The 26,359-nt window shown below is 52.3% G+C and carries 22 protein-coding genes; 11 read left to right on the top strand and 11 right to left on the bottom strand.

Going from position 1 to position 26,359, the window contains the following annotated elements; all coding sequences use genetic code 11:
* Nucleotides 1–110 precede the first annotated feature (110 nt).
* The 5 genes from J1779_RS16530 (at nt 111) to glpD (ending at nt 5,352) form a co-directional block, all read left to right on the top strand.
* Nucleotides 111–590, top strand: a complete 480-nt coding sequence (locus tag J1779_RS16530; RefSeq protein ID WP_217204286.1) for a helix-turn-helix domain-containing protein — start codon at nt 111–113, stop codon at nt 588–590.
* Entirely contained in the window at nt 587–1,855 is a 1,269-nt protein-coding gene (locus J1779_RS16525; protein WP_217204275.1) for a type II toxin-antitoxin system HipA family toxin, read from the top strand. Before J1779_RS16530 ends, J1779_RS16525 begins: the two co-directional genes overlap by 4 nt.
* Nucleotides 1,856–1,963: 108 nt before the next feature.
* Nucleotides 1,964–2,794: a rhomboid family intramembrane serine protease GlpG gene (gene glpG / locus J1779_RS16520; RefSeq protein WP_056775501.1), complete on the top strand. Its 831-nt coding sequence runs from the start codon at nt 1,964–1,966 to the stop codon at nt 2,792–2,794.
* Between the two features lie 9 nt (nt 2,795–2,803).
* Nucleotides 2,804–3,562, top strand: coding sequence for a DeoR/GlpR family transcriptional regulator (locus tag J1779_RS16515; RefSeq protein WP_056775505.1), 759 nt, complete (start codon nt 2,804–2,806; stop codon nt 3,560–3,562).
* Between the two features lie 278 nt (nt 3,563–3,840).
* Nucleotides 3,841–5,352, top strand: coding sequence for a glycerol-3-phosphate dehydrogenase (glpD, locus tag J1779_RS16510; RefSeq protein WP_122097268.1), 1,512 nt, complete (start codon nt 3,841–3,843; stop codon nt 5,350–5,352).
* 71 nt (nt 5,353–5,423) lie between these two features.
* Here glpD and gntR read toward each other — a convergent pair whose 3' ends face one another.
* The 5 genes from gntR to J1779_RS16485 form a co-directional block, all read right to left on the bottom strand.
* The gene (gene gntR / locus J1779_RS16505; RefSeq protein ID WP_056775509.1) at nt 5,424–6,419 is read right to left on the bottom strand and encodes a gluconate operon transcriptional repressor GntR; all 996 of its coding nucleotides are present in this window, start codon (nt 6,417–6,419) and stop codon (nt 5,424–5,426) included.
* Between the two features lie 106 nt (nt 6,420–6,525).
* Nucleotides 6,526–7,443, bottom strand: coding sequence for a LacI family DNA-binding transcriptional regulator (locus J1779_RS16500; protein ID WP_056775512.1), 918 nt, complete (start codon nt 7,441–7,443; stop codon nt 6,526–6,528).
* A gap of 28 nt (nt 7,444–7,471) precedes the next feature.
* Nucleotides 7,472–8,854, bottom strand: coding sequence for a glycoside hydrolase family 1 protein (locus J1779_RS16495; protein WP_056777138.1), 1,383 nt, complete (start codon nt 8,852–8,854; stop codon nt 7,472–7,474).
* Nucleotides 8,855–8,879: 25 nt separating this feature from the next.
* A complete protein-coding gene (locus J1779_RS16490; RefSeq protein ID WP_122097266.1) occupies nt 8,880–10,208 on the bottom strand; it encodes a PTS sugar transporter subunit IIC in 1,329 nt (442 codons plus the stop codon).
* Nucleotides 10,205–10,528 (bottom strand): PTS sugar transporter subunit IIB, encoded by a 324-nt coding sequence (locus J1779_RS16485; RefSeq protein ID WP_056775519.1) that lies wholly within the window; start codon nt 10,526–10,528, stop codon nt 10,205–10,207. Before J1779_RS16485 ends, J1779_RS16490 begins: the two co-directional genes overlap by 4 nt.
* Before the next feature lie 406 nt (nt 10,529–10,934).
* On the opposite strand from J1779_RS16485, the gene J1779_RS16480 reads away from it, so the two are divergent.
* The gene (locus J1779_RS16480; protein ID WP_217204274.1) at nt 10,935–11,969 is read left to right on the top strand and encodes an autotransporter outer membrane beta-barrel domain-containing protein; all 1,035 of its coding nucleotides are present in this window, start codon (nt 10,935–10,937) and stop codon (nt 11,967–11,969) included.
* 51 nt (nt 11,970–12,020) lie between these two features.
* Here J1779_RS16480 and J1779_RS16475 read toward each other — a convergent pair whose 3' ends face one another.
* On the bottom strand, nt 12,021–12,716 hold the full coding sequence (locus J1779_RS16475; protein ID WP_056775524.1) for a pirin family protein: 696 nt from the start codon (nt 12,714–12,716) through the stop codon (nt 12,021–12,023).
* Nucleotides 12,717–13,240: 524 nt separating this feature from the next.
* On the opposite strand from J1779_RS16475, the gene J1779_RS16470 reads away from it, so the two are divergent.
* On the top strand, nt 13,241–13,738 hold the full coding sequence (locus J1779_RS16470) for a GNAT family N-acetyltransferase (RefSeq protein WP_122097264.1): 498 nt from the start codon (nt 13,241–13,243) through the stop codon (nt 13,736–13,738).
* A 15-nt stretch (nt 13,739–13,753) separates the two neighbouring features.
* Here J1779_RS16470 and J1779_RS16465 read toward each other — a convergent pair whose 3' ends face one another.
* Nucleotides 13,754–14,971 carry an MFS transporter gene (locus J1779_RS16465; RefSeq protein WP_056775529.1) on the bottom strand — a complete coding sequence of 406 codons (1,218 nt, stop codon included), beginning with the start codon at nt 14,969–14,971 and terminating at the stop codon, nt 13,754–13,756.
* Between the two features lie 196 nt (nt 14,972–15,167).
* On the opposite strand from J1779_RS16465, the gene olsF reads away from it, so the two are divergent.
* Nucleotides 15,168–16,886, top strand: coding sequence for a bifunctional ornithine lipid synthase OlsF (gene olsF / locus J1779_RS16460; protein ID WP_217204273.1), 1,719 nt, complete (start codon nt 15,168–15,170; stop codon nt 16,884–16,886).
* A 62-nt stretch (nt 16,887–16,948) separates the two neighbouring features.
* On the opposite strand, the gene J1779_RS16455 is transcribed toward olsF, so the two are convergent.
* Nucleotides 16,949–17,938, bottom strand: a complete 990-nt coding sequence (locus J1779_RS16455; RefSeq protein WP_217204272.1) for an FKBP-type peptidyl-prolyl cis-trans isomerase N-terminal domain-containing protein — start codon at nt 17,936–17,938, stop codon at nt 16,949–16,951.
* A gap of 268 nt (nt 17,939–18,206) precedes the next feature.
* A complete protein-coding gene (locus J1779_RS16450) occupies nt 18,207–19,373 on the bottom strand; it encodes a serine hydrolase domain-containing protein (RefSeq protein ID WP_238485183.1) in 1,167 nt (388 codons plus the stop codon).
* Between the two features lie 431 nt (nt 19,374–19,804).
* Here J1779_RS16450 and J1779_RS16445 point away from each other — a divergent pair, with 431 nt between their 5' ends.
* Nucleotides 19,805–21,460 carry a methyl-accepting chemotaxis protein gene (locus J1779_RS16445; protein ID WP_217204270.1) on the top strand — a complete coding sequence of 552 codons (1,656 nt, stop codon included), beginning with the start codon at nt 19,805–19,807 and terminating at the stop codon, nt 21,458–21,460.
* Nucleotides 21,461–21,501: 41 nt separating this feature from the next.
* Complete coding sequence (locus J1779_RS16440; RefSeq protein WP_217204269.1) at nt 21,502–21,810, top strand: hypothetical protein; 309 nt, start codon at nt 21,502–21,504, stop codon at nt 21,808–21,810.
* Between the two features lie 894 nt (nt 21,811–22,704).
* Here J1779_RS16440 and J1779_RS16435 read toward each other — a convergent pair.
* Entirely contained in the window at nt 22,705–23,151 is a 447-nt protein-coding gene (locus J1779_RS16435; RefSeq protein ID WP_217204268.1) for a hypothetical protein, read from the bottom strand.
* Between the two features lie 920 nt (nt 23,152–24,071).
* On the opposite strand from J1779_RS16435, the gene J1779_RS16430 reads away from it, so the two are divergent.
* Nucleotides 24,072–25,409 carry a colicin-like pore-forming protein gene (locus tag J1779_RS16430; RefSeq protein WP_217204267.1) on the top strand — a complete coding sequence of 446 codons (1,338 nt, stop codon included), beginning with the start codon at nt 24,072–24,074 and terminating at the stop codon, nt 25,407–25,409.
* A gap of 101 nt (nt 25,410–25,510) precedes the next feature.
* On the opposite strand, the gene cui is transcribed toward J1779_RS16430, so the two are convergent.
* The gene (gene cui, locus J1779_RS16425) at nt 25,511–26,005 is read right to left on the bottom strand and encodes a colicin immunity protein Cui (protein WP_274388816.1); all 495 of its coding nucleotides are present in this window, start codon (nt 26,003–26,005) and stop codon (nt 25,511–25,513) included.
* Nucleotides 26,006–26,359 lie beyond the last annotated feature (354 nt).

Genomic DNA, 26,359 nt, shown 5'->3' with positions numbered 1-26,359 from the left:
GAAATCCCGCTGCGCGTCACACCCGCGCACTCAAAAGTGTAATTATTATGGCGATATTCAGACAATATCGCCATAATAGTATCAGTTTACACTTCTCATTGGCTCTTCCCATGCCCAGAAAAACGTCACCGCTGCTTCCGAAAACTGAATCATTATTGACTGAGTTTGGTGATCGCCTTCGCCTGGCAAGGCTACGCCGTAAACTGACGGCAGCGCAGGTCGCAGAACGCGCAGGCATGGTGCCCATGACATTACGCAATATTGAACGGGGCGGCGTGGGCGTGACAATCGGGGCGTATCTCGCTGTTATGCAGGTGCTGGGAGTAGAGGAAGACCTGAATTTTCTGCTCAGAGATGATCCGTTCGGCCATCAGTTGCAGGATGCTAAATTATCCCCCCGTAAACCCGCCGCACGTCAATCCCGATCAAAACGAACTGCACCTTCAGACAATCCTGATTTAACACATGTCGAACCGAATACGGAAAGCGACTGGGCGAAAGATGATTTTTTGAGTGCAGGTTCATTAGCATCACTGCTTCACGGTGATGAGAACGTTGATAAAAAGAACCCTAAAAGGACGAAGAAATGACGGTAAGGATCGCCGTGTATGCTGACTGGACACCACTCTCATCGCCGCTGCGCATCGGTTTTCTCAATGTGCATAAAGCCGGAGGGCGGGAAATTTTTGCCTTTGAATATGATCAGGCTGCGCTTGAGCATCCTGATTTCGCCAATCTCCAGCTTGATCCACGAATAGGTTTATTCACCGGGCCACAATATCCGGCGCAAGGGCAGGATATTTTTGGTGCCTTCGCGGATACCTGCCCGGATCGCTGGGGGCGATTATTGATGAAAAGACGGCTGGAACGCGAAAAACGGGCAGGTATGGCCCCGGCCAGTCAGCGTCTTTATGAATCAGATTATCTGCTGGGCGTGCATGACAGTTTTCGTATCGGCGCACTGCGATTTCGGCTCAATGATGAAGGTCATTTTCTGGATGATCGTCATGATGTCGCAGCCCCTCCTTTCATACAAATTCGCGAGCTTGAAGCTGCCAGCCGGGCGCTGGAAAAGGACAGCGAAAATCAGGATGCCGCAGGCGACGAATGGTTACGGTTGCTGATTGCACCGGGCGGCTCACTCGGCGGCGCACGCCCTAAAGCCAGCGTCAGTGCCCCGGATGGCCATCTTTGGATAGCAAAATTCCCCAGTATCAATGATGAATACGATATCGGCGCCTGGGAGCTGGTCGTGAATACGCTGGCAAAAGCCTGTGGTCTGAATGTGCCTGAAAGCCTTGCCCGCCGCTATGCCAATCCCCATCATTGTTTTTTAGTGAAGCGTTTTGACCGAACGGCAGAAGGCCTGCGTAAACACTTTGCCTCGGCGATGACGCTGACAGGCCATCAGGATGGCGATGATGCCTCTTCCGGCGTCAGCTATCTTGATCTGGCATCAGTACTGATCAACCAGGGTGCGCAGCCGAATCAGGATTTACGCGAGCTTTGGTCACGTATCGTCTTCAACCTGCTGGTTTCTAATACGGACGATCATCTGCGTAACCATGGTTTTCTGCTGGAGCCGGGAAAAGGATGGCGTCTTTCACCCGCCTATGACATCAATCCTGTGGCACAAAGCACAGGATTAAAACTGAATATCAGCGAATCCGATAATGCGATGGATCTCGATTTAGCGCTTTCGGTCGCGCCGGTATTTCGGATTTCAGACAACGATGCGCTGGATATCCTCCGTCGCTGCCAGCACGTCGTCAGGCAGTGGCCAACCATTGCCAGCAAAATTGGCATTCCGGCACGCGAGCAAAATGCGATGTCATCGGCATTTAGGTTAGCATGACCCTGTTATCGGAAAGCCCGCTGACAGATAATCGGGCGATACCGTTATCGCATGCTGGCATAACAATGAATTACCGCAGTCAAACAATTAGGGAAACCGCTTAACGCTATGGTGCGCATTCTTAACCTGAACAACCCCCGCCTCGCTCAGGCGTTTGTCGATTACATGGCAACGCAGGGTTTTACGCTGACGACGAAACACGAAAGTCAGGAAGTGCAGATCTGGCTGGAAGATGAATCCCGTCTGGAAGAAGCAGAAAAACAGGTCGCGCTGTTTGTGCGCGATCCGCTGCATCCGCGTTATCAGGAGGCCAGCTGGAAAACCGGCAAAACGCAGCCACATTTAAAAATGTCGCACGCGCCTTTTCTGAAAAGCCTGCGCAGCCGCGCCGGGCCGCTGACCATCGGCATGATCGTCCTGAGTCTTGCGGTGTTTATCCTGCAACAAATGGTGGGCGATCAACTGGTGATGAGCTGGCTGGCCTGGCCTGACAGTTCCCGCATGTTCCAGGTGTGGCGCTGGTTCACGCCCGCGCTGATGAATTTCTCGTTTATCGCCTTACTGATTAATTTGGCCTGGTGGTGGTATCTTGCCAGCCAGATTGAAATGCATCTGGGCAGCGGCAAGCTGTTTACCGTGACGCTGATTTCCGCACTGATCAGCGGCTGGGGCCAGTCGATGGTGAGCGGTATCTGGTTTGGTGGTCTGTCCGGCGTGGTTTATGCGCTGATGGGCTATGCGTGGCTGACCGGCCAGTTAAAACCGGAAAGTCGTTTGTACGTTCCCGGCGGATTGCTGGTCATTTCGCTGATTTTCATGTTCATTGGTTACGCAACCGGCGGTGCTGCTGTGGCGAATGCCGCACACGCATTTGGTCTGGGTCTTGGCCTGGTGATGGCATTTGTTGATACGCGCACACCGCGCAAAAAAAGCAAGTAGGGGATTCGGGTGAAACAAACACAACGCCATGATGCGATTATCGATCTCGTCCGTCAGCAGGGTTACGTCAGCACGGAAGAGCTGGTGGAGCACTTCGCCGTCAGCCCGCAAACTATTCGTCGTGATCTGAACGATTTGGCCGAACAGAACAAAATTCATCGCCATCACGGCGGCGCAGCATTGCCGTCGAGTTCGGTGAATGCGGCCTATAACGACCGTAAAGTGATGTGGTCGGAAGCGAAAGCGCGCATCGCCGAACGCGTTGCCAGCCAGATCCCCGACGGTTCAACGCTGTTTATCGATATCGGTACCACGCCGGAAGCCGTGGCGCACGCGTTGCTCAACCATAAAGATCTGCGCATCGTCACCAACAACCTGAACGTGGCAACGCTGCTGAGCGCCAAAGACGATTTCCGCCTGTTCCTCGCCGGGGGTGAAGTTCGCGCCCGCGACGGCGGCATCATGGGTGAAGCCACGCTCGATTTCATCTCCCAGTTCCGCCTCGATTACGGCATTCTCGGCATCAGCGGCATCGATATGGACGGCTCGCTGCTTGAATTCGATTATCACGAAGCGCGAACCAAACGCGCGATTATCGAAAACTCACGCTGCGTGATGCTGGTGACCGACCATTCCAAATTTGGTCGTAACGCCATGGTAAACCTCGGAAAAATGGATTTAATCCACTATCTGTTTACCGATAAACTGCCGCCGGACAGCGTGAAACAGATCATCGACAAGTACGACGTTCAGCTCGAACTCTGCTGATTTCCCTGCTTTTTCTGGAGCGCCGCGCGGGCGCTCCCGCTTTTCCCTTCTCCTCCCTGCCCTTTTAAAACGAACAATTGCGAAACATTCCACGCTTTGCTGCGTTCGGTTTCGTTCTCTTCTTGCCGTTTTGCTCGAAACCGACACAAAAATGTTACCTTCATCACGCATAATTGTTTTTATTTGGTTAACGCTTGGCTTGTTTGACGATTCTCGATTACAATCGTGAGCGAAAACGAACATAAAAGAGCTATTGCGAACATCTGGAGGAAGATGACGTGGAAACCAAAGACTTGATCGTAATTGGTGGCGGTATAAATGGTACCGGCATCGCAGTAGATGCAGCTGGCCGCGGGCTGTCTGTTCTGCTGCTTGAAGCGCAAGACTTGGCCTGCGCGACCTCTTCGGCCAGTTCTAAACTGATCCACGGTGGCCTGCGCTATCTGGAACATTACGAATTCCGTCTGGTCAGCGAAGCGCTGGCTGAACGTGAAGTGCTGTTGAAAATGGCACCGCATATTGCCTTCCCGATGCGTTTCCGTTTACCGCATCAGCCGCATTTGCGCCCGGCCTGGATGATCCGCGCCGGTCTGTTCCTGTACGACCATCTGGGCAAGCGCACCAGCCTGCCGGCCAGCAAAGGCCTGAAGTTTGGCAGCGAATCGGTGCTGAAACCCGAACTGACCAAAGGTTTTGAATACTCAGACTGCTGGGTCGATGACGCGCGTTTAGTGGTCGTCAACGCTCAGGAAGTGGAAGAACGCGGCGGCGAAGTCCGTACCCGCACCCGCGTGACCCGTGCATGGCGTGAAGACGGTTTGTGGATGGTCGAAGCCGAAGATATCGACACCGGCAAAACCTTCACCTGGCGCGCCAAAGGCCTGGTGAACGCCACCGGCCCGTGGGTCAAACATTTCTTCGACGACGGTCTGAAACTGAAATCGCCGTACGGCATTCGTCTGATCAAAGGCAGCCACATTGTGGTGCCGCGTGCGCACAATCAGCCGCAGGCCTACATTCTGCAAAACGAAGATCACCGCATTGTGTTTGTGATCCCGTGGCTGGATGAGTTCTCGATCATCGGCACCACCGACGTGGAATACCACGGCGACCCGAAAGACGTGAAAATCGATGATAAAGAAGTCGGTTATCTGCTGAAAGTGTACAACGACCACTTTAAGAAACAGCTGACCACCGAAGACATCGTCTGGACTTATTCCGGCGTGCGTCCGCTGTGTGATGACGAATCGGATTCACCGCAGGCAGTGACCCGTGATTACACCCTCGACGTTCACGATCAGGACGGCAAAGCGCCGCTGCTTTCCGTGTTCGGCGGCAAGCTGACCACCTACCGTAAACTGGCAGAACATGCGCTGGAAAAACTCGGCAAATACTACCCGAAAGCAGGCCCGGCATGGACCAAAACGGCGGTACTGCCCGGCGGGAAGTTGAACGGCGATCGTGATACTTACAGCGCCAATCTGCGCAGCCGCTTCAAATGGTTGCCGGAAACCCTGGCTCGCCGTTATGCCCGCACTTACGGCAGCCAGACGGAGTTGTTCCTGTCTGATGCCACCAGCATTGAATCGCTGGGTGAAGATTTTGGTCACGGGTTCTATGAAGCAGAGTTGCGCTATCTGGTGGAAAAAGAGTGGGTGAGCGAACTGGATGATGCGATCTGGCGTCGTACCAAACTCGGCATGTGGCTGGATAAATCCCAGCAACAGCGCGTCGCCGAGTGGCTGCAAACCTACAAACAGCAGAAAAGACATTTGTCACTGGCGTCATAAATGCGCCTGTAGATGAACACTGCTCAATCCCCGGCCACTTCGCCGGGGATTTTTTTATCTGCGCGCAGGGCTCAGATACTGCCGCCCGCTGAAATTGTAAAGCCGACATCCACCATGCGCGGGACCACGTTCTCACCGCGTAATCTCGCCAGCAAACGTTCGGCGGAGATCTGCCCCATTCTCTCACGCGGTGTCAGGACACTTGCCAGCGGCGGTTCCATCGCCTGTCCCATGTTGTGACCATGGAAACCGGCGATCGCCATTTGGGACGGGATTTTCAGCCCCTGACGCTGGCATTCGAAGAATGCGCCTGCCGCAAGGTCATCGTTGGTGCAGAAAATACTGTCGATTTGCGGCCAGTCTTTTTGCGCCTGACGCAATAATTCCGCCCCCGCGCTGTAACTCGATGACCGGCTGGTCATCACGCTGTAAGGCTCCAGCCCGGATTCACGCATCGCCTGCTCGTAACCCTGCTGCTTGATAAGGGTGCGTTCGTCCTGACGTGCGCCGAAATACACCACATGGCGGTGGCCGCGCGCGATGATTTGCTGGGTCATTTGCCGCGCCGCTTCAAAGTTGTTGAATCCAACCGCCAGATCGACACACGGTGATACGCAATCCATCATTTCCACCACCGGAATACCGGCGACTTCAATCATTTTCAGCGTACGTGCAGTGTGATGACGCTCCGATAAAATCAGCCCGTCGATATTGTAAGAAAGCAGCGAGGTCAGACGCTGTTCTTCGCGCTCCTGACTGTAGCCGTAGTGCGCCAGCATGGTCTGATAACCGTGAATATCCGTGACGCTTTCGATGCCGCGCAGCACTTCGGCGAACACCTGATTGGTCAGTGACGGCAGCAGCACGCCGATGGCGCGGCTTTTGGCATTCGACAGAATGTCCGGAGCGCGGTTGGGGATGTAACCCAGTTCATCGAGAGCGGCCGAAATCTTTTCCTGCAACGCGCCGGAAACCTGTTCGGGGTTGCGTAAGTAACGGCTGACCGTCATTTTGGTCACGCCCACTTTATCGGCCACATCCTGGAGTACGGGTCTTTTTTTCTTCATAGTCGTCAAAGGGATGTGCCGCTGAAAGGGGTTAAGGGATCAGGGAGTTATGGTAGCAAACATTCGCGCAGGCGGATATCCGTTGCTGCGCGACATGCGAGGCGGGTCAGGCAGGCAGACAAAGCTGCCCGCGAACCGGCTCGCCGGTGTTCGCTGAAAACTGTCCGGTAAGCAACGCCATCGCTCTTTGCGCCAGCGTTTCCAGCGGATAAGCGATAGCCGGCACCGCCGACGCGCCCGGCGGCAGCGTGCTGTCGAGGCTGAACACCATCACGGCCTGCGGCACCGCGCGCCCCAGCTGGGTAAGCTGACGTAACGCGTCCTGCGCGGTGGCATCGTCTGGCACCAGCAGCGCATTGAACGGGACATTCTGCGCCAGCAACTGCGTGAGCGCGTGTTCTCCGCTGTGGACCAGCCGCCGGTCATAAGGCAGTAAGAATTTTTCCAGCGCCAGATGGTAGCCCTGAAGCACCTGCCCCGCGGCCTCGCTGTTTTCAAAGTTAATCAGTGCAATCTGTCGGCGCCCCTGCTGCAACACATACTGGCAGGCGGTTTCGGTAGCAAAGCTGCGGTCAAAATGAATGCTGCGCCCGGAATCCGCGTCCAGGCAATCAATGGTAATGACGTTGTCGGGCAGCGCAGGCAGGGCGAAGCGCGCGCCAATCACAATCATCGCATCGCAAAGCCCGCGACCGATTTCATCCACGGAATGGGCAAGGCTGGCGGCATCGGTGGCGAATCTCAACAGTAAATACTTTTGATTGAGCCTCAGCTCTTTTTCCAGCGCGTGCAGATAGCCGGTGCTCTGATTGATATTTTCTGCCGCGCAAATCACGCCGATGCAGCCGGTAGACTGCGTGGAGAGCGACTGCGCAATCATGCTGGGTTTGTATTGCAGTGTTTCCACCGCCTGCATCACGGCCAGGCGGCTTTCTTCTTTTACACCGCGGCTGCCACTCAGGACACGGGAAACCGTCGCTTTCGAGACGTTTGCCAGCCGCGAAACGTCGTTAATGTTTGCCATGTCTTTCCTTGCGTCACCGCGTTAAGGGTTAGTCGAAACCGTGCTGTTTAGCGACCTGCGCGAACCATTCGCCACTCTTTTTGACTGTCCGTTTTTGCGTGTCGAGATCCAGTTGCACAAAGCCATAACGGTTTTTGTACGCATTCATCCACGACCAGCAATCAATAAACGTCCACATATGGTAGCCGAGACAGCCGCTGCCTTCCTGCAACGCCCGGTGCAGCCATTTCAGGTGCCCGCTGACAAACTCGATGCGGTAATCGTCGTCAATCCGGCCCTCTTTTTCGAAGCGCAGTTCGTGCTCCACGCCCATGCCGTTTTCGGAAATGAAACAGCGCGGGTTGCCGTAGTTTTCGCGCAGATTGGTCAGAATATCGTAAATGCCCTGCTCGTAAATTTCCCAGCCACGGTGCGGGTTCATCTTACGCCCCGGCATGACGTAGTTGTCAAAGAACCATTCCGGCATAAACGGACTTTCCGGATTCACCATACTGTCGCGGCACTGAATGCGGCGCGGCTGGTAATAGTTGATGCCGAGTAAATCCACCACGCCCTGCTGCAACAGCTCTTTGTCTCCCTGCTGACAGGCGGGGAGCTGATCGTGTTTTTTCAGCAGATCCACCAGTTCCTGCGGATATTCGCCGCGCAGTGCCGGGTCGAGGAAGCTGCGGTTAAACATCAGATCCGCAATGTTCGCGGCTTTCAGGTCAGCCGGGTTTTGCGAGCGCGGATAAGACGGCGTCAGGTTGAGAATGATGCCGATTTCACCGCCAAGGTTGCGGGCGCGGTAAGCTTTCACCGCCCGCGAATGCGCCAGCATGGTGTGATAGGCAACGGTGGCCGCACGTTTGAAATCCACCACGTTCGGATAGTGGAAATCATACAGGTAGCCGCCTTCGACTGGCACCACCGGCTCATTGAAGGTAAACCAGTGTTTCACGCGATCGCCGAATAACTCAAAACAGGTATCGGCATAAGTTTCATAGGCCTGCACCACGTCGCGGTTTTCCCAGCCGCCGATTTCCTGCATCGCCATGGGCATGTCGAAGTGGAAAAGGTTGATGAACGGCTGCACGCCCTGCGCCAGCATTTCGTCAATCACCTGATTGTAGAACGCCACCGCTTCCGGATTGACAGCGCCACGCCCGTTGGGGATCAGGCGCGCCCAGGAAATAGAGGTTCGGAAAGTATTGTGGTTCAGCTGTTTCAGCAGCGCGATATCCTCGCGCCAGTTTTTATAAAACGTCGATGTGTCCTGCGGGCCGACGTCGCCGTGAAAACGTGTCGGTTGCTGCGAATACCAGTGATCCCAGACCGTGGCGCTTTTACCGTGACTGAGGGTTTCCCCCTCCGTTTGCGGCGCTGAGCTGGCACTGCCCCACCAGAATTCTTTTGGAAATTGATATTTCATCGTCATCCTCGCTGTCCGTTAGCTTTTAGCTGTTTGCTGGCACGGCGTTACCCGCCGTTTGTGTCGTAGCCTTTTCCGCTTCCTGTTTCAGCAGCGTACGTTCGTAAGCTTTCAGGAACGGGTAATACATTACTGCCGATAACACCATACAGAAAAGACACATAATTACCGGGCTGAACGCCCAATTTGCGGCCCATGACGCACCAATTGGCGCCGGTGTCGTCCAGGGTGTGAGCGACACCACTTGCGCTACCCAGCCGAGTTTCGTGGCGGTATAGGCGAAGATGGCATTGAGCATCGGGACCAGTGTGAACGGCAGGAAAAACACCGGATTCATGATAATCGGCGTACCGAAAAGAATCGGTTCGTTGATGTTAAAGAAGCTCGGTACCACCCCCATTTTGCCGATGGTACGCAGGTGCACCGCCTTGCTGCACAGCAGCAGGATCGCCAGCGGCAGGGTCGAACCGACGCCGCCAATCAGCAAATAGTGATCCCAGAATCCTTGCAGATAGATATGCGGCAGCGGCGCACCGGCCTGTAATGCCGTCTGGTTCAGCGCCAGATTGGTCATCCAGAACGGATTCATGATGCCGGTAACAATCAGCGCACCATGAATACCCGCAAACCACAGCACCTGGCAGATAAACACCGAAATCAAAATCGCCGGCAGAGAATCGGAGGCAGAAACCAGCGGCGCCAGCAGGTGCATGATCGCTTCGGGAATAATCATCCCGGTGGTGGACTGAATAAACAGGTTCAGCGGATGCAGCGTGGCGACAATCACAATCACCGGGATCAGAATTTCAAAAGAACGCGCCACGCCGGTGGGCACTTCTTTCGGCAGGCGGATGGTGATGTTGCGGCGTTTGAGCAGCGCATACACTTCAGCGGCATAAATAGCCGTCAGGATCGCAGTGAATATGCCTTCGCCGGAGAAATATTGGGTGGAGATTTGTTTGTCATGATAGGGCGCGGCGACCAGCAGAAAGGCCATAAACGCCAGCAAACCGGTCATGATCGGGTCAAGTTTATAGTGTTTGCCAAGGCTGGCACCGATACCGACTGAGATGAAAAAGGTCATCACGCCCATGCTCAGATACCACGGCAGCATCAGCTGTTCGCGGTATTTCAGCGACAGATCCAGCCAGCCGCGGGCAAAACCGTTGGTGGTGTCGGGGGAAAAAGGCGGGAAGATAAACACCAGCATAAATGAGCCGATGATCATAAACGGCAGCGCGGCGATAAAGCCGTCGCGGATCGCAATCACATGCCGCTGCTGGCCGACGCTGCCGGCCAGTGGCGTGATGTGCTTTTCGATCACGTTCACCATCGCCTGATAAAGGCCACTCATACGCGGCTTCCTTCCTGGGCGATCAGGCCGTAAGCGAAGTCCAGCACGTTGTCGCCGCGCTGCATGCCGTAATCCATCATATTGATGGTTTCGACCGGAATATTAAATTCTGCTGCCTTTGCCGATAAATCGGCCTGCATGTAGCGCACCTGCGGCCCGAGCAGCACCACCTGATAGTCACGGAACTTTTCGTCAAACTCGCTGGCACCAAACGCCTCGATCTGCACCTCTTCGCCCCGCGCGGCAGCGGCCTCTTTCATTTTGCGAACTAACAAACTGGTCGACATCCCCGCCGAACAACAAAGCATGATTCTTTTCATTTTGCTTCACTCCCAGATAATTAATGTTCTGCCCGTTTTCTCTTGCCGAAGGTATTTGAGTCTCTTTGGAAACCGGTTTCCATGACTGAAAGGGTGGAATGAGAGCATGCTCATAAAATCGGGACAGCGTCGTATCAGGCTGTGAAAAGCGTCACGAAGTTGAATAAATTCTCAGCATCTTTTTAGAGAAAGGACTATGCCGCCGCGTTGCGCAAAACGCGTTTAGTTAAGAAAATCACCGGTAATCATTGCTTTTTTGCCCGGCTAAAATTCCTCACGCCGGGCTGTGATGCCCGTGGTGCCTGACATTTTTATCTCTGATGCAGTGTGATTAGCCTTGCGCAAAAAACAGCCTATATTGAGCCGCCTTATCCGATGAAATCAGGGCAGACAGGCAGGCGAACTCATGACGACTTCAGGCAAAACCCTCACTTTTACCGCCTTTACGCTGCTGTTTATTCTGGGCAGAACGGTCAGTTTTGCGCTGCATGAAAGCTGTGTACAGGCCGCTGACCCGCAACCGGCGCAAAATGCCTACGTCACAGCACCTTACCTCAACCGGGAATATGGCTTTAAAACGGTGGGAACCTACCTTGAACGGCAGAGTAATGCGTCGAAAAACCGCGAAAACGGCACCTGGGGTTTACTCGGCGGCAGCCATAACGCGGATGTGACGGATACCCGCTATCGCGCGTCGAATATCTGGTTTGCGCAAATCGGCAGAGATCTGTTTCAGGAAGAAAAACCGGACGGGGAGCACCGCCGCGCCGGGGTGATCGTCACACTGGGGAATCAGACCACCGATACCAAAGACAGCGCGCTGCGGCTTATCGGGCAGGCGCTCAGCACCGGCAATATTTCGACGGCATCGGCGGGTATTGGCGGGTATTACAGCGCGGTGACATCAGAAGGCGGCTATCTGAATGTCGTTAACCAGAACACCTTTTATCGCGAGGACTTATCGGAAAAACGCAACGCCGCGCAGAAAGGTTATGGCTCGACGCTCTCCGTCGAGATCGGCAAGCCTTACCGTGTGGCAGACAACTGGAGGCTTGAGCCGCAGGCGCAGTTTGTCGCTCAGCATCTGCATCTGGATTCGTTCAACACGCTCAGCCAACGCATTCAGCCCATCGATCAGAGCAGCGGCCAGGTGCGCGGCGGCTTGCGGATTTTCCGTCAGACAGAACGCAACACTTCTTCCCTGACGCCCTATTTTCACATTGATCTGGTAGGCAACGTTGGAGATAAATCGGCAGTGACCATCAATACGGTTGAAATCGAGCCACCGACGACGGAACGCTGGGTTCAGGACGGCGTAGGCCTGACCGCGACGCTGTCAAAACGCGTGGCATTTTTCAGTGACATCACGCATTACCGAAATTTAAGCCTGCCGGGGATGGGATATCAGGGGCAGCTGGGCATTAACGTCAGCTTCAGATAACAGACGTAAAAAAGGCGACCGGAGTCGCCTTCAGGGGTGTTACCTGCCTGTTCAGACTGGTGGCAGATCAAACAGCAGGATTTCACTGTCTTCATCGGCATGAACGGACAGCGCCGTTTCATCCCAGATCGCCAGCGCATCGCTTGGCCCGGCTTTCTGACCGTTGATGGAGACGGTGCCTTTCACCACCTGGATCCACACACGACGTTCTGCCTGAATCTGATAGACAGACTGTTCGTCTTTTTTCAGCGCCCAGCGGGACAATTCCATGTCCTGGAAGACTTTCAGTGAACCATCACGTGCATCCGGAGAAAGCACCAGCTGGCGGCCTTGTGGCGCGTCGAACATACGTTGTTCATAACGCGGTTCCAGACCTTTTTTATCCGGAATGATCCAGATCTGATACAGATGCAATTTGCGGTCTTTGTTGCCGTTGTACTCAGAGTGCGTCACGCCGGTACCGGCACTCATGATCTGGAATTCACCCGCCTGAATCTGCTCTTTGTTGCCCATGCTGTCCTGATGTTCCACGGTGCCTTCGAGCACGTAGGTCAGGATTTCCATGTCTTTATGCGGATGTTTGCCAAACCCTTGCCCTTCGTCGATAAAGTCTTCATTGATGACCCGCAGTGCGGAGAATCCCATGAAGTTTGCATCGTAATAATCGGCGAAAGAGAAAGTGTGCCAGCTTTCCAGCCAGCCGTGACTTGCGTGACCGCGTTCTTGTGCTTTGCGTAAGTAGATCATGTTCAACTCTCCTCAATGTTTTCTCTAGTCTAGTCAACGGCTGAGAATAAGAAAGCGTAAAAACTTCACCCCTCTGTTCAAAAAATATGAACAAACGCAGATGACTAAATTCAAAGGAATTGCAGGAGATAAATGCGGGTTTGGGCAGAGAGTGAAAAAGATTTTATCTAAAGAGTGTGAGTGGCAGGCAAGCGAATCCCGGCGGGTTTACCTGAGACAGTACATGAGTCAGTGATCCGGGCGAGTGAACGGAGCCATCACCTCTGCCGCTCAAAATAAGGCAAAAAAAAAGCCAGCACCCGGCTGGCTAAATAATACTGGAAGCAATGTGAGCAATGTCGTGCATTCATGGGGACCCGTTTGACCTTGGTGTGAGGCCATCCCCGGAACGCATGGCAATAATAATCATTATCATTCGCACTTGTAAAGCATTTTTTTTCACCACATGACACATTGACACTTTTATTATTCCTGATAAATCTAGAGGATATTCAAACAGTAACCACACTAAAAGGAGTGTCGCTATGAGCGAAATCGTTATACGCCATGCTGAATCAACGGACGCGCAAGCGCTTGGGCAACTTTACGCGCAGGTGCCGGTGTACAGCGACACTCTGCAACTTCCTTATCCACCCGCCGCGCTCTGGGAAGGCCGCCTGGCGAATTCTTCTCCTCACCGTTTCGCGCTGGTGGCCTGCATTGACGGCAAACTGGTCGGGAATCTGACGCTGATCGTGGAAGAGCCCTGGCGACGCCGCCACGTCGCCACGTTCGGCATTGGCGTGGATGTCAGTTTTCAGGGAAGAGGAGTGGGCAGCAAATTGCTCGCGGCCGCTCTTGAGCTGTGTGACAAGTGGCTGCAGGTGAAACGCGTGGAACTGACGGTCTATGCTGACAATGACGCCGCCATCGCCTTGTACAAAAAGTTTGGTTTCATGCTCGAAGGCCGCAGCCCTTGCTATGCGATGCGTGACGGTGAGCTGGTGGATACGCTGCACATGGGCCGCCTGCACGGCGTGTAATGTGTTGAAAAAGAATCAGAGGTCGGCGCGGGTTTTCTGCGGTGAAGGACGTAACAACAGCCGCAGCACCAGCGCCATCGCCACCAGAACCAGCAGCGCCGAGCCAGGATAAATCGCCCCGATCCCCGCCTGCGCCATCAGTATTCCCGCCAGGGGGCCGGTGACACCCAGTGATAAATCCAGAAATGCCGAATAGGTTGCCAGCGCGCTGCCCTGATTTTCCTGCGGCAATTTTTTAACCGCCACCACACCCAGCGCCGGAAAGACCAGCGAGAAGCCCGCGCCGGTAAGAAACGCGCCGCCCATCGCCACCCCAGCCGTTGGGGCGAAAAATACCAAAATCAGCCCGATGATTTCCACGGCGAAACACACCAGAGAAACGCGCAGGCCGCCAAAACGGTTGATGCAGTTGGGGAAAAGCAGCCGCATTCCCACGAACGCCGCGCTGAAAAACGTCAAAGAGAATGCCGCGCCCGACCAGCCTTTGGCATCGTAAAACAGCGTGATAAACGTCGCGATCACGCCAAAGCCGGTGGACGCCAGCCCGAGCGCCAGCCCGTACGGCAACACTTTGCCCAGCACCTGCCGGAACGGAAGTTGTGTCGCGGCTTTCCCCGCCACCGGCGCTTTACGCCACGCCGCCAGCAACGCCGTCAGCGCCACCAGAATTATGCAGCCGGAAAGCAGGGTCAGGCCGCCAAGGCTGAAAATCCACACGCCGAGCGGCGCGCCAATCGCCATCGCGCCATACGTCACCACCCCGCTCCACGAAATGACTTTGCCGATATGCAGCGAACCCACCACGCCGATGCCCCACAGCGTTGAACCGGTGCCTGCGAAACTTTGCCCCGCGCCAAGCAGCAAGCGTCCGATGCACAGCAGCGCCAGACTGGCCGCCGGTGAGGCATCCAGCCACAGCGCCAGCAGGTAAAACACCCCGCTCAGCAGGCAGCCGGTCAGGCCGATCATCACCACTTTTTTGGGTCCGACTTTATCGGCATAACGCCCGGCATGCGGGCGGCTGAGCAACGTCGCAAAATATTGCAGGCTGATCACCAGGCCCGCCCAAAACGCGCTGTAACCGAGATGCTCATGTACATACCCTGGCAGGATCGCCAGCGGCAGACCGATGGTCAGATAATTAGCGAAGTTGAACACCAGAATCGAAAGAATGCGCAGCGTGGTCTTTGAAGCAGCAGCCGGAGATAGATCGGGCGAAGCGGGAGCGGGCATGGAAATCAGCGTCTCACGAAAGATGGGTTGGGCATTTTAGTCGCCATGCAGGAGTGTTGACTCTATGGGTATTTGGCTGTTTTCGCAACAAATTGAACCGGTGTTTTATTCAGCCTTCCTCTTACTGCCATCAAAACGTCACATCGCTGTCATGTGCACTGATTATGGTCGGGAGACTTCAACCGGAGGACATCCTATGTTCAGCATGGATACCCTGTTTCAGGATCTCGACCCGCAGCACAAAACCCCTTCCTGGCAACGCCGTCTGTTAAAAACCCTTTTCCGCGAAAAAGAATTCCACCGTTTTGCCGACAAGTATCAGCACCTGAAAGGGATTGATATGGCCGAGCAGGTGCTCGAGCATTTCAATATTCGCTGTGAACTGACAGAGCGTGACCGGGAGCAGATCCCGAGTTACGGGCCGGTGGTGGTGGTGGCGAACCATCCGATTGGCACGCTCGACGGCCTCGCGCTGTTGCACGCAGTGGCGTCGGTGCGCCCGGATGTCAAAGTGGTTGCAAATCAGCTGTTATCGCTGGTGTCTTCGCTCGGCAGCCTGATGATCCCGGTGGACAATATGGGCAACCGTACCCGCCGCAATCAGGTCACACAAATGCAGGAGCATCTGCAAAATCAGGGCGTGCTGATTGTCTTCCCGGCGGGTGAAGTGTCGCGGATGAGCTCGAAAGGCGTGCGCGACGGCAAATGGCACACCGGATTTATCCGCCTCGCGGCCAAAGCCCGTGCGCCGGTGGTGCCGGTGCATATCAGCGGCAGCAACAGTGCGCTGTTTTATCTCACGTCGATGATTTACCGCCCGCTGAGTACCCTGCTGCTGGTGCATGAAATGTTTGGCCAGCGCGGCAACAGTCTGACGCTTAAAATCGGCGCGCGCATTCCGTATGCCAGCTGGCACGACGGGCAGATGCAGGCGGGGGATCTGGCGGCGCGTTTTCGTAAACATCTTTACCGCCTTGGTGCAGGCAAACCGGGGTTGTTCCACACTGAAACGTCGATTGCCCGCGCCGAAGATCGGGCGGTGCTGAAACACGCGCTGGAAGCCAGCGAAGTGCTGGGCAAAACGCCGGACGGCAAGATGATTTATCTCTATCGCCGTCACGGGGAAGATACGGTGCCGATTTTGCGCGAACTGGGCCGGTTGCGCGAAATTGCTTTCCGCGCCGTCGGTGAAGGCAGCGGCCGCCGTCGGGATCTCGACGGTTACGATGACGACTATTATCACCTGGTGCTGTGGGATCCGCAGGCGCTGGAAATTGTCGGCGCGTACCGGTTTATCCCGACCGCCGATCAGGTCGCCAGCAAAGGATTGAACGGCATTTACAGCCAGAGTTTGTTTCAGTACGGCCACCAGATGGATCCGATTCTGGCGCAGGGTATCGAACTCGGACGCAGCTTTATTCAGCCTGCGTACTGGGGAAAGCGCGGGCTGGACTATCTGTGGCTGGGCATCGGCGCATATCTGGCGAAATATCCGCAAACGCGTTATCTGTTTGGTCCGGTGTCGATTTCCGGCGGCATGCCGCTGCCCGCCCGCGATTTGCTGGTGGCATTTTATCGACTGTATTTCGCCCCGACGCTGCCACTGGCGACATCACTGCGCCCTTATCCGGCGTCGTTGCCTGACGTGTTAGCGCAGTTTTGCGGAGATGATTATCAGGAAGATTTGCAGCGCCTCAAACGTCTGCTGGCCAATCTCGGATGCAGCATTCCGGCGCTGTATAAACAGTATTCCGAACTTTGCGAAAGCGGCGGCGTGCAGTTTATCGATTTCGGCAGCGACCCGGAATTCAACAACTGCATCGACGGATTGGTGCTGGTGGATCTCAGCCAGCTGAAACCGGCCAAATTTGAGCGCTATATTGCGGTGCATCAGGAAAGTGCCTCCCTGGCATAATGTGCCAGAGAGGTTGTGGCAGGAAAGCGGCCTCCCCGGCGAAGGGGAGTGCTGACCGGCGGTCAGTGCGGGTTGTTTACGTTCACCACAGACACCGTGTAAATCACCACTGATTTTGGCTTGCCGTCCTCACTGTTTTTCCCGACAGGGGCAGGCGGGATAACAATCGTCACTTTTCCGCCTTTACGGACAAGTTTCACGGCATCACGCAGTACAGGCGGCATGTCGGCCACGCGGAAAATCTGGTTCGCATTGTCGATTTGCGGGCCATCCACCATAGTGCCATCGAGTAATTCCCCTTTGTAGGTCACCTCCACCTGATTGGTGTCTTTGATGACCGCACCTTCACCTTTATTTTCAACCAGATAGTAAAGACCTTTTGCGGTCTTTTTCACACCCGGACGTTTGGCAAACTCTTCAATAAAGGCTTTCTCTGCGCCCTGCTCTTTCGCTGTCGCCGCCTGCGTCAGGATCTTCACCTGCTCATCAAACGCCGTCAGCGTGGCCTGCACATCCTGCGGACTCATCTTTTCGCGCTGGTTAAAGGTATCGGTGATCCCGGCCAGAAGAATGTCTTTGTCCAGCGTAATGTGCAGCGCCTTTTGCTCGACAATCTGCGCTTCAATGTATTTAGCCATGGCAACGCCGCTGGCATAGGCACGCTTTTGCTCTTCGCTGTTCAGGCTGAAAGCGACTTTCTCAGGCTCCGGCGCAACTTCAGCGGCCGGTTCTTTTACCGGCTCAGGCTCAGGCTCGGGTTTCGCCGTCGCGTGAGTGAGGGGCAGCGTGGTCACGGCATCGGCCGGGGCAGCAGGTTGTGCGTCTGGCGTAGCGGGCGGAGTGACGTCCGGTAAGGCCGGTGCAGGTGCCTCCGGGGTTTGAGGCGTCGTCAGAGGGACAGCGGGTGCGGCTGGCGCAATCGTGGCGGCGTTATTTTCCGAACCGGTAACCTGAGCAGCGGCCGGTTCATTGGCATAAACCTTAAAGGTATAACAAAACATCATCATGAGGCTTAGGAGATAAGCGCTCTTCTTCGCAGGAATAAAAGACATGGAATTACCTTTGCAATAAAATTACTTTGTTGAATCTTATAAATCAGGGAAATAGCGTTCATCGCGATAAAACCGGTGCACATTAAAATAGAAAATGCAGCGAGTTTTCCTCCGGATAAAGTGAAGCCCACTTTGCAATGGTGACAAAAGATTCAAAACATGATGGCGCAATGATTTCATACACGAGTAAATAATGCGAATTTTTTTCACATTATTTACGTTACATGATCATGAATATATTAGGATTTTTCGCACTTAATGAGGATGTTTACTGACAGGTTTCCCGGTAGTCATCCGCCATTGCCATTTTTAATAACAAATCATGACCAATATAGTTACTCCAGTTAAAGGAATTCTGTAACACGACAACAGCATTCTGATGTTTTTTATCAAAACCGATATAACTCGAGTATCCGCCGATATATCCGACCTGATACGTAATTATCTGGTTATCTTTATAATCAGTGACCCAGGCAATATTGGCGGCCTCAATTTCTCTTTCGAAATAGACTTTTTCTGTGACCTGAATAGCCGCGTTGAGATCGCCGGTGCGGGAATTCTCGATATGCGCACGAAGATATTTCAGCAGGTCATCGGCGTTACTGTACAGATTGGCCGCCGCCACCATGTTGTTGGTGAAGTACCAGTCAGGCACCACTTTGCCGCGGCGAATAAACTTCGGCTGATCGCCCGCATGACCGATCGCGCGATAAGGGTAATCTTTCAGCGTCGGGCCGTGGAAGCTGGTATTGCTCATTTTCAGCGAGTTAAAGATAAAGTCATACGCCAGTTGCTGAATGTCTTCGCCGGTTTTTACTTTGAGAATGTAGCCAAGAAGCGCGTAACCCAGATTGGAATACTGAGGCTCCCGCTTTTGCGGCTTTTTGAACGAAGAGAGATCGTTCACTACCGCATCGCTGTCCAGTTCGTTATAGAAATTGTCGCCGGTATACAGATATTTCAGGAAGCTCTGCAACATGTCTTTGTTCATGTTTTGTCGCGGTAAACCGGAAGTATGTGTGGCCAGCTGCAACAAGGTGATGTTCCGGGCATCCGGGCTGAGCAGAATATTTTTCGGCAACAAGTCCGAGAGTTTATCGTCCCAGTTCAGTTGCCCTTTATCGACCAGCCCGGCCACCACTTCACCGGTCACGCCCTTACTCACGGAACCGAGCGCAAACAGCGTTTCCCCGTCAATTTTGTAGCCATTTACCGCGTTGGTATACCCATAGCCCCAGGTCCGGGCTTCGCCGTTGTTGCGGATAATCCCTATCGCCAGGCCGCTGGCTTTTTCCTTCTTCATATACTGCTGAACAATACCGTCAACCAGCCCGTCGAGATTTTTCGTGCAGGCAAGTTGCTTCACCGCCTGCGGGCTTTCTTTCACCTGCATCTCGGATAAGGTTCCGCACGCGGTCAGAAGCAAAGGAAGCATGATGCTAAGGCCAGAAAATCGTCCCGTTATTCTTTTCATTGCATTGATTTATAGAGGGAAGTTGTACGGTGACGACAGTGAATACACATCAGATGACCTTGTGACAGAAAAAGAGGCTCGCCGGATGGCGCGCTGCAGGCCGCAGACTGTGTCATTTCCCCGCGCTTTTCAATGAGAAATTGACGCGATCCTGATGTTCTTTTGCACAAACCCGCCGGGCGTCGGGGGAATCATTCAACATCGTCTGAGAGAGCATGAAAAATCTTTTTACGTGCATAAAAAATCATTTTAAACACCAACGCGAAACATTGACTTAACGTAAATAATTGAATTAGATCGGTTTAATTAACGTTAGCGCAACCTTTGCCGATAACCCTGATTCACGTCATGCCACTTTCAAGAAGGCCGGACTTTTAAAATCAGGGGAAAATATGAACATCACACAGCGTCTTTTACTGACGTTCACACTGCTATCTGCTGCCCTCATCGCACTGGGGGTCGCCGCCATTATGTTGATTTCGGGTTTCCAGGACCGGTTTGAATATGTCCAGGTCAATGCGATCCCATCCATCAAAGATCTCAATAAACTCATCGATCAGAGCAACAGGCTTTCCCTCACGCTCTATAAACACCAGAGCCAGACCGATAACAGCAAAATGCCTGAGGTAGAAACCCTCATTCAGCAGCGGATTGCCGGGCTGAAAACGCTGACGGAATATTATCTGCAACACGATATCTCCAGCGCTGAAGATGAAAGGCTGACCCATGTCGCTTTCGACAATATTCGTAAAGTTGAGGAAAAACTCCCGGCGTTTCTGGCCTCATCACGGGCGCATCAGGATGACGTCAGTCTGGCGCTGATTGAGGGCGATGGCGGCATCGGCATGGCTATCCGTCAGCTCATCTCCGATTACCAGAAACAGCTTACCGTTAACATCGACATCGGTGAGGGGCTGCGCGCCACTAACCGCAGCATTTTCAACGCCACACTCTGGGGAATGGGCAGCGGCGTGACGCTCACCATCCTGCTGCTGGGTTTCTTTGCGCTGGTCACCATCCGCCGCGTACGGAAAAGCCTGCTGGCCATCGGGGATATCATGACCATCGCCAGCGAACGGCTGGATTTGACGGTGAGCGCCGATGCCAGCCGTCATGACGAAGTGGGCAACATGGCCCGCGCCTTCAACAGCCTGATGCAACGCGTCTCCGGTGCACTGTTGTCCGTGAGTGCGGCGTCACAGTCGGTCAGCAGCGCGTCGGCACAAATCGCGGCCGGTAACGAAGATCTCTCCTCGCGCACCGAGCAGCAGGCCGCCTCGCTGGAACAGACCGCCGCCAGCATGACCGAGCTCAGCGAGACGGTTCGCCAGACCGCCGACAACACGCGTCAGGCCAGCCAGCTGGCGGGCAACATGAATGCGCTGTCGGAGAAAAGTGCCTCCTCGCTGGAAACCATGCTGAGCACCATGGGCGATATCCGCAGCAGTTCCCGCAAAGTCACCGAGATCATCACGCTTATCGAGGGCATTGCCTTCCAGACCAATATTCTGGCGTTGAACGCCGCCGTGGAAGCGGCACGCGCCGGTGAGCACGGTAAAGGATTTGCTGTGGTGGCCGGCGAGGTCAGAAATCTGTCACAGCGTTCGACCACCGCCGCACGTGAAATAAAAGAACTGATCGACCTCTCCTACAGCCTGATCGAAGCCGGTGCCCATCAGGCGGGCGATGTCGGCGAGAACATGAACTCGATGGGCAACGCCATCCGTCAGGTTACAGATCTGGTGAACGAGATTGCCGCTGCGGCTACCGAGCAGAGTCAGGGGATTTCTCAGGTGCATCAGGCCGTTAATCAGATGGATGATGTGACCCAGCAGAACGCCGCGCTGGTGGAAGAAGCCTCTTCAGCCTCGCGCTCGTTGCAGGATCAGGCCGACGGCCTGGCGCGACTGGTGGGTGAATTCCGCCTGAGCGACGCCACCGGTCAGCGTCAGTCCTTCGTAAAACCGGCGCAGACGCTGGCTGCACTGCCGCGCACGCAAAAACCGGGCACTCCGCCACACAATGAGGCCGACTGGCAACGTTTCTGATCAGGCTTTTACCGTCGTCTTATTACAGGGAGAACAGCATTATGGATAATCTTGAGGAGCAGGCAGACCATCTGGAAAAGCACAAGGCATTGGTGGAAAGCTTTGAACAGATGGCGGCGCTGGTGAATCAGCTTGCCACCGGGGAATACCGGTCGCTGGAGCTGTACATCAATAACTGCCGCCATTTTCGCGATCGCAGCCTGGAAGTTCAGGCAGTGCTGGCAGATAAATGTTTTGAAACTTACCTGATGCGCCACGATATAACGCTGTATTACAGCATTCACAGCGTGAATATGGCCTTTGGCATGATGACCAATATGCTGGAAAACCTGAAAAGATTCTTGTCCTGAGAACGCGTTAAAGAGCGCCAGATACCTGACACGGAGCATGTGAAGGGTCACCCTGAAGATTCGCGAGTGTTTTCAGGGTGTTTTTGTATTCATCGCCGTGATAACTGGCAGCCAGTCTCGGTGTGGAATTGATGAGTTGGGTTAGCTGACGCGGCCAGCCACTATGTTGGAACAATAAACTTTGTACACAAGGTCATTTTGGAATAATAAAGTTTGTACACTAATCGCCTGCATGTAGCTTTTAATTAACCTCTTTCCAACTACCTCAAGAAGAATACGCTCCAGGATGCGGCCTCTATCTTTTGGGGTTTCAGATTAACTCACTGAAAATATTACACTTAAATGCAAGAGTAGTGTGTGAATATTGGAAGCTCTGCCTACATATATAACTGTAAGGTCAGGAGCATTCTCCTACCCCTAAGAGGAGGCTTCATCCTTGTCATCGTCACGCCGCAAACGGGCGACACTTTGTTCGACCAAACTAAGAGGATTAAAGACTCCTTTAACTGTAGCTGTTCGAATATTCGCAGTGCGGACGCTGTAATAACGGTCGAAATTAAGTTCAATACCGCATTTTTCCGCCTGATTCTAAATTATCAGACGCCGTCTGAATTTGCAGCGGGCTGGAGAAAGGGTAATTCTGAGAGAGAAGGATCCGACATTACTAATTGAGCCTTGTATCTAATCCTGGAGCAGGTCACCAGAATGTCAGTGAGCCCTGATTGATGAGCGCGTTGTTGTAGGTAGCCCAGTTGGTAATTTTGAACTTTTATTTTGCCACGTGATATCGCTGCAGGATCAGGAGTGTGGTGATCTGATCCTGACTAAGGCCAAAAGGTCGATTTATTCAACAAAGCGCGTAGAACCCCAATATGTGAATAATGGTCACTTAATTTAAATTAGACCACGACAGCGTTGATCCAAAGACCATGTCTGTATAGGTGTCTTAGTTGTTAGGTCTACACGGCTTTCATTGTAGTTATGCCCTGCCACGGGTATGAGTGTTTGCAATAATTCGTGTTGAAATTGCCGTCCAGCGGAACTAGTAGTATAAATGTAAACGAGCGCATAATAACCCCCGCCCTTGATCTTATGTTCAGTGTATCTGATAACTTCAGGTCGATTAAATGTAGCTTCTACAAGTGTTTCTGATTTTATTTTTTTATAGCAACCATTCTGTAACTCATAGGTTCTGAGTATTGTTAAACTGCCCTCTTCTTTTACACTTAAAATAGCGTAATCAGATCCTTTGTAATCTACAACTTTTGGTGGGCCAAAAACTGAAATTGAACAGCCAGAAAAAAGACCACATAACAGGATGCTAAATATTATTCTTTTCATTGAGTTTTCTCTAAATATTAAAGGTGTGCTGTACAATAATTTCCGATATCCAAACTGACCCCTGGTAGCTTAATTTGGGTAAACACAAATTACCAGCAAAAAATGCCTACCCCTCAACTCGATGCCGGACTACATGTCAGAAAAATAATTGACCAGCGACAGGCACTGAGAAATTTCCCGCCATCATGGGTTTAAAAAGAAGCGCGCAAAATTGTCAAATATGACGCTGCTGTTTTATCGCGCCGATGACGCGGCGTAGTCGCCCTGAGTTGATAGATTTTACCAATCTCCTCCTCCACCCTGATTAGCTATTCCCACTCTCAGTAAACCACTACACTCCTTACTGTGCCGTTAATATAGTACTTACCTCAACAAAACTTTTATCAAGGCAATTCTTCCCCGCATACTTGTTCAGGTATAACAAATACAGTAGATATTTCCGCGACAGATTAGTCTGGCGGAATATTGGCTGTTCATATTGTCTTTGGCTTCATGAACATCATTATCTCATCCCGGATAGCGGCTTGACACGTGCAATTTTAAAGTTTTTGCTTCCGCCCCACTCTTATCTGCTCTACCCGATCCCCGCGGCGGGGGCAGCGTATTTCGCCCTTCCCGCGTTCAGTCACTCTCTCTTTTCTGAGATTGGGGTTTCTCCGCGGACTCCCTAATTCTGCTTTAACAGGATGAGGGTTTACACACAAAGTCACCCGCCCTACCGATCGTTTTCCCTCCTTCTGTTGTGCCATCTACGGCACGCTTTGTACGCCTTGATGCTGCTCAATCTAACGAATATTGTCTGCTCACTGTGTATACATATACATAGTCTTCTGGTTTAAAGGCCATTAAAACCCCTAATATCATAGGTTTTATAAAGGTGCTTTGACTCTTTTAATTTCAAAACATAAGGATACCTAAATATGCCTGGTTTTAACTATGGTGGATATGGTGACGGTACTGGCTGGAGTTCTGAAAGCGGCGGTGGCACAACTCCGGGAGGTGGCTCAAACGGTAATAGTGGCAATAACAGCAGTGGTGGCAGTGGCACAGCGAATCCGCAGCAGAAGCAAATTTCTGAAATTAGAAAAGATCCTGCCGTTATTAAAAAATTGTCTTCTTTAATAGCGTCAGCACGTAAAATCAATCCTTATGCAAAAGTGACTATTCAAAGCATTTCTAAAAGTGGAGTACTGAGTATTTCGGTAACGGAACTTGACGTCACTCAGGCTAGCCAAATTGGCCTTGCCGGTTTGGTTATGGGGATTGATGTTCAAGGTACAAAACTTGCCATTGGTAGTCTTGCAACCGGTCATACCAGAGCCTCTGACAACGCAAAAATCTTAGGCGACTCTGTTCCAGCCTCAGGCGAAGCATTTACTTCAAGTGGACTGATTGGCTGGTCTTATGACCCCAAAACCGGTACATATTCTTCCGCGAAAGATTTTGCCACTGACATTACTGTAAAAAGCCTGACGATTACCGGGCCTTATACTTACAGAGCTGTTTTTGATTATGCACCTGATAGCTATGTTGACGTCACGGTAAATAACGGTAACCCTAATAGTATCTCGACTAAATTTAATAACTGGAAAGGACCAGAAGGAGGATTTCCGAAACTTGCAGCGGCCGCAGTTAAAGACTTCATTCAGTCAAAGTTGGCGGAAGAGCGTGATTTATTGATTCAAACAAGCGATGTTATTATCGCCGTGGGTCAAGAGGCCAGTAAAACTCTTGGCGAGAAGTATAAAAGTGTCGCCAATGAAATCGCGGCGGACATTAGGAATTTTCAGGGGAAGACCATTCGCACCCATGCCGATGCGATGGCAGCACTGAACAGGGTTTTACAAAATCCAGGCATGAGGATTAATGCCGGAGACAGGGACGCTATTGTTAACGCCTGGAACCATCTTAATGCGACGGATATGGCCTATAAACTTGGTTTTCTTGGTAAAACGTTCACTGCGGCTGACGTGGTGATTAAAATTGATAAAGTCCGTGAGAAGTCGATCGAAGGCTATCAGACGGGCAACTGGAGTCCTCTGATTTTAGAAGTGGAGTCCTGGGTATTAAGCGGTATGGCGACGGGAATAGCGCTAGGGATACTTGCCTATGTAGCACCGGTTGTGGCTACCACTGTCGGCCTTCCGGTAACTGCAGTAACCATCGCAGGAATTATTGGGATAACTCTGGCTGCATCACTTATCGATGATAAACTCGTCGACAAGATAAATAACGAAGTTATCCGACAGGCGCATTAATTCTTAAAGTACACCTCTTCGCTACGTGTTTTCATAAGCCCTCTGATAGGAGGGCTTCTTCAATTTACAAGGTTTGGCAATAAATTCGGTAAAGTCAGTTGTTAGTGAGCGGTTTTGGTTGAATTATTCGTTTTGTAAAACGCGTATATAAATAATGCATAATAGGTAGTAAAAATAAATATTACAGAAAATATAGCTATGAATAGTAAGGTGAGCAAATAATCATTTGAAGACATCATTCTCAACAGCCTTCCAGACTCTGTAAGCTCGACGTTGTTAAATAATAATAAAGACACCATGCCTAAATATAAAATTGAAAATAAAATTAATGTCGTGATGAGCGTTGATATAGTTTGGTCTGTTTTTAAACGTAATTCTTTATATGAAAATATAACAAGAATTAATGCCCAAACCGGAGCTGTCTTGCAATACGCGCTCATTACTGAGCTCAGTGACAGGTTAGTCATTGAGTGTAGCGTTGGGAGACTATTAGAAATGGAGGTTAAATTGTGAAGTAAGGAAGACTCCGGGTTGTACAGATCAATGGCGAGGAATACCAGCAAGGGTGAGGCTGTAATGATTAGAAAGATATACATCCTCTTTGCAATATTGCTGTTAGGTGTGTGGGTAACTGTGCCACTTTTCATTTTAATCACCTGCCTATATATAATTATTCCGATATGACTATGTGCTGAAATTTATAACGCATCGTCTTGGAACTGATAAAATATTCACCTGACCGATATTACGTCTGAAAAAGTCACCCTACCTTAGGGTGATCTCACTTTCTCACAACCTTCCCGCATATCAATGATATTACCATATTAATAATTCAGCCACCCAGCGAAACTGAACACATGCTATTTAGCCTTACGTCAGGCCAGTTTGACTCCTTGCCGAGCATGCGAGGCTCTACTGATCCACGGCACTTTTATCAATTGGAGTTTACC

This window comes from Rahnella rivi (genome assembly GCF_019049655.1).
Lineage (GTDB): Bacteria > Pseudomonadota > Gammaproteobacteria > Enterobacterales > Enterobacteriaceae > Rahnella > Rahnella rivi.
Note: the sequence above shows the minus strand (reverse complement) of the source record. Positions and strands in the feature narration are given on the sequence as shown.

Excerpts from the sequence above, each read along its gene's own strand:
- J1779_RS16490 (WP_122097266.1), bottom strand. The coding sequence starts at position 10,208 with ATGAGTGGCCTTTATCAGGCGATGGTGAACGTGATCGAAAAGCACATC.
- J1779_RS16485 (WP_056775519.1), bottom strand. The coding sequence starts at position 10,528 with ATGAAAAGAATCATGCTTTGTTGTTCGGCGGGGATGTCGACCAGTTTG.
- olsF (WP_217204273.1), top strand. The coding sequence starts at position 15,168 with ATGTTCAGCATGGATACCCTGTTTCAGGATCTCGACCCGCAGCACAAA.
- J1779_RS16445 (WP_217204270.1), top strand. The coding sequence starts at position 19,805 with ATGAACATCACACAGCGTCTTTTACTGACGTTCACACTGCTATCTGCT.
- J1779_RS16435 (WP_217204268.1), bottom strand. The coding sequence starts at position 23,151 with ATGAAAAGAATAATATTTAGCATCCTGTTATGTGGTCTTTTTTCTGGC.
- glpG (WP_056775501.1), top strand. The coding sequence starts at position 1,964 with ATGGTGCGCATTCTTAACCTGAACAACCCCCGCCTCGCTCAGGCGTTT.
- gntR (WP_056775509.1), bottom strand. The coding sequence starts at position 6,419 with ATGAAGAAAAAAAGACCCGTACTCCAGGATGTGGCCGATAAAGTGGGC.
- cui (WP_274388816.1), bottom strand. The coding sequence starts at position 26,005 with ATGTATATCTTTCTAATCATTACAGCCTCACCCTTGCTGGTATTCCTC.
- J1779_RS16430 (WP_217204267.1), top strand. The coding sequence starts at position 24,072 with ATGCCTGGTTTTAACTATGGTGGATATGGTGACGGTACTGGCTGGAGT.
- J1779_RS16455 (WP_217204272.1), bottom strand. The coding sequence starts at position 17,938 with ATGTCTTTTATTCCTGCGAAGAAGAGCGCTTATCTCCTAAGCCTCATG.
- J1779_RS16480 (WP_217204274.1), top strand. The coding sequence starts at position 10,935 with ATGACGACTTCAGGCAAAACCCTCACTTTTACCGCCTTTACGCTGCTG.
- J1779_RS16475 (WP_056775524.1), bottom strand. The coding sequence starts at position 12,716 with ATGATCTACTTACGCAAAGCACAAGAACGCGGTCACGCAAGTCACGGC.
- J1779_RS16525 (WP_217204275.1), top strand. The coding sequence starts at position 587 with ATGACGGTAAGGATCGCCGTGTATGCTGACTGGACACCACTCTCATCG.
- J1779_RS16530 (WP_217204286.1), top strand. The coding sequence starts at position 111 with ATGCCCAGAAAAACGTCACCGCTGCTTCCGAAAACTGAATCATTATTG.
- J1779_RS16500 (WP_056775512.1), bottom strand. The coding sequence starts at position 7,443 with ATGGCAAACATTAACGACGTTTCGCGGCTGGCAAACGTCTCGAAAGCG.
- J1779_RS16495 (WP_056777138.1), bottom strand. The coding sequence starts at position 8,854 with ATGAAATATCAATTTCCAAAAGAATTCTGGTGGGGCAGTGCCAGCTCA.
- J1779_RS16450 (WP_238485183.1), bottom strand. The coding sequence starts at position 19,373 with ATGCTTCCTTTGCTTCTGACCGCGTGCGGAACCTTATCCGAGATGCAG.
- J1779_RS16440 (WP_217204269.1), top strand. The coding sequence starts at position 21,502 with ATGGATAATCTTGAGGAGCAGGCAGACCATCTGGAAAAGCACAAGGCA.
- J1779_RS16470 (WP_122097264.1), top strand. The coding sequence starts at position 13,241 with ATGAGCGAAATCGTTATACGCCATGCTGAATCAACGGACGCGCAAGCG.
- J1779_RS16465 (WP_056775529.1), bottom strand. The coding sequence starts at position 14,971 with ATGCCCGCTCCCGCTTCGCCCGATCTATCTCCGGCTGCTGCTTCAAAG.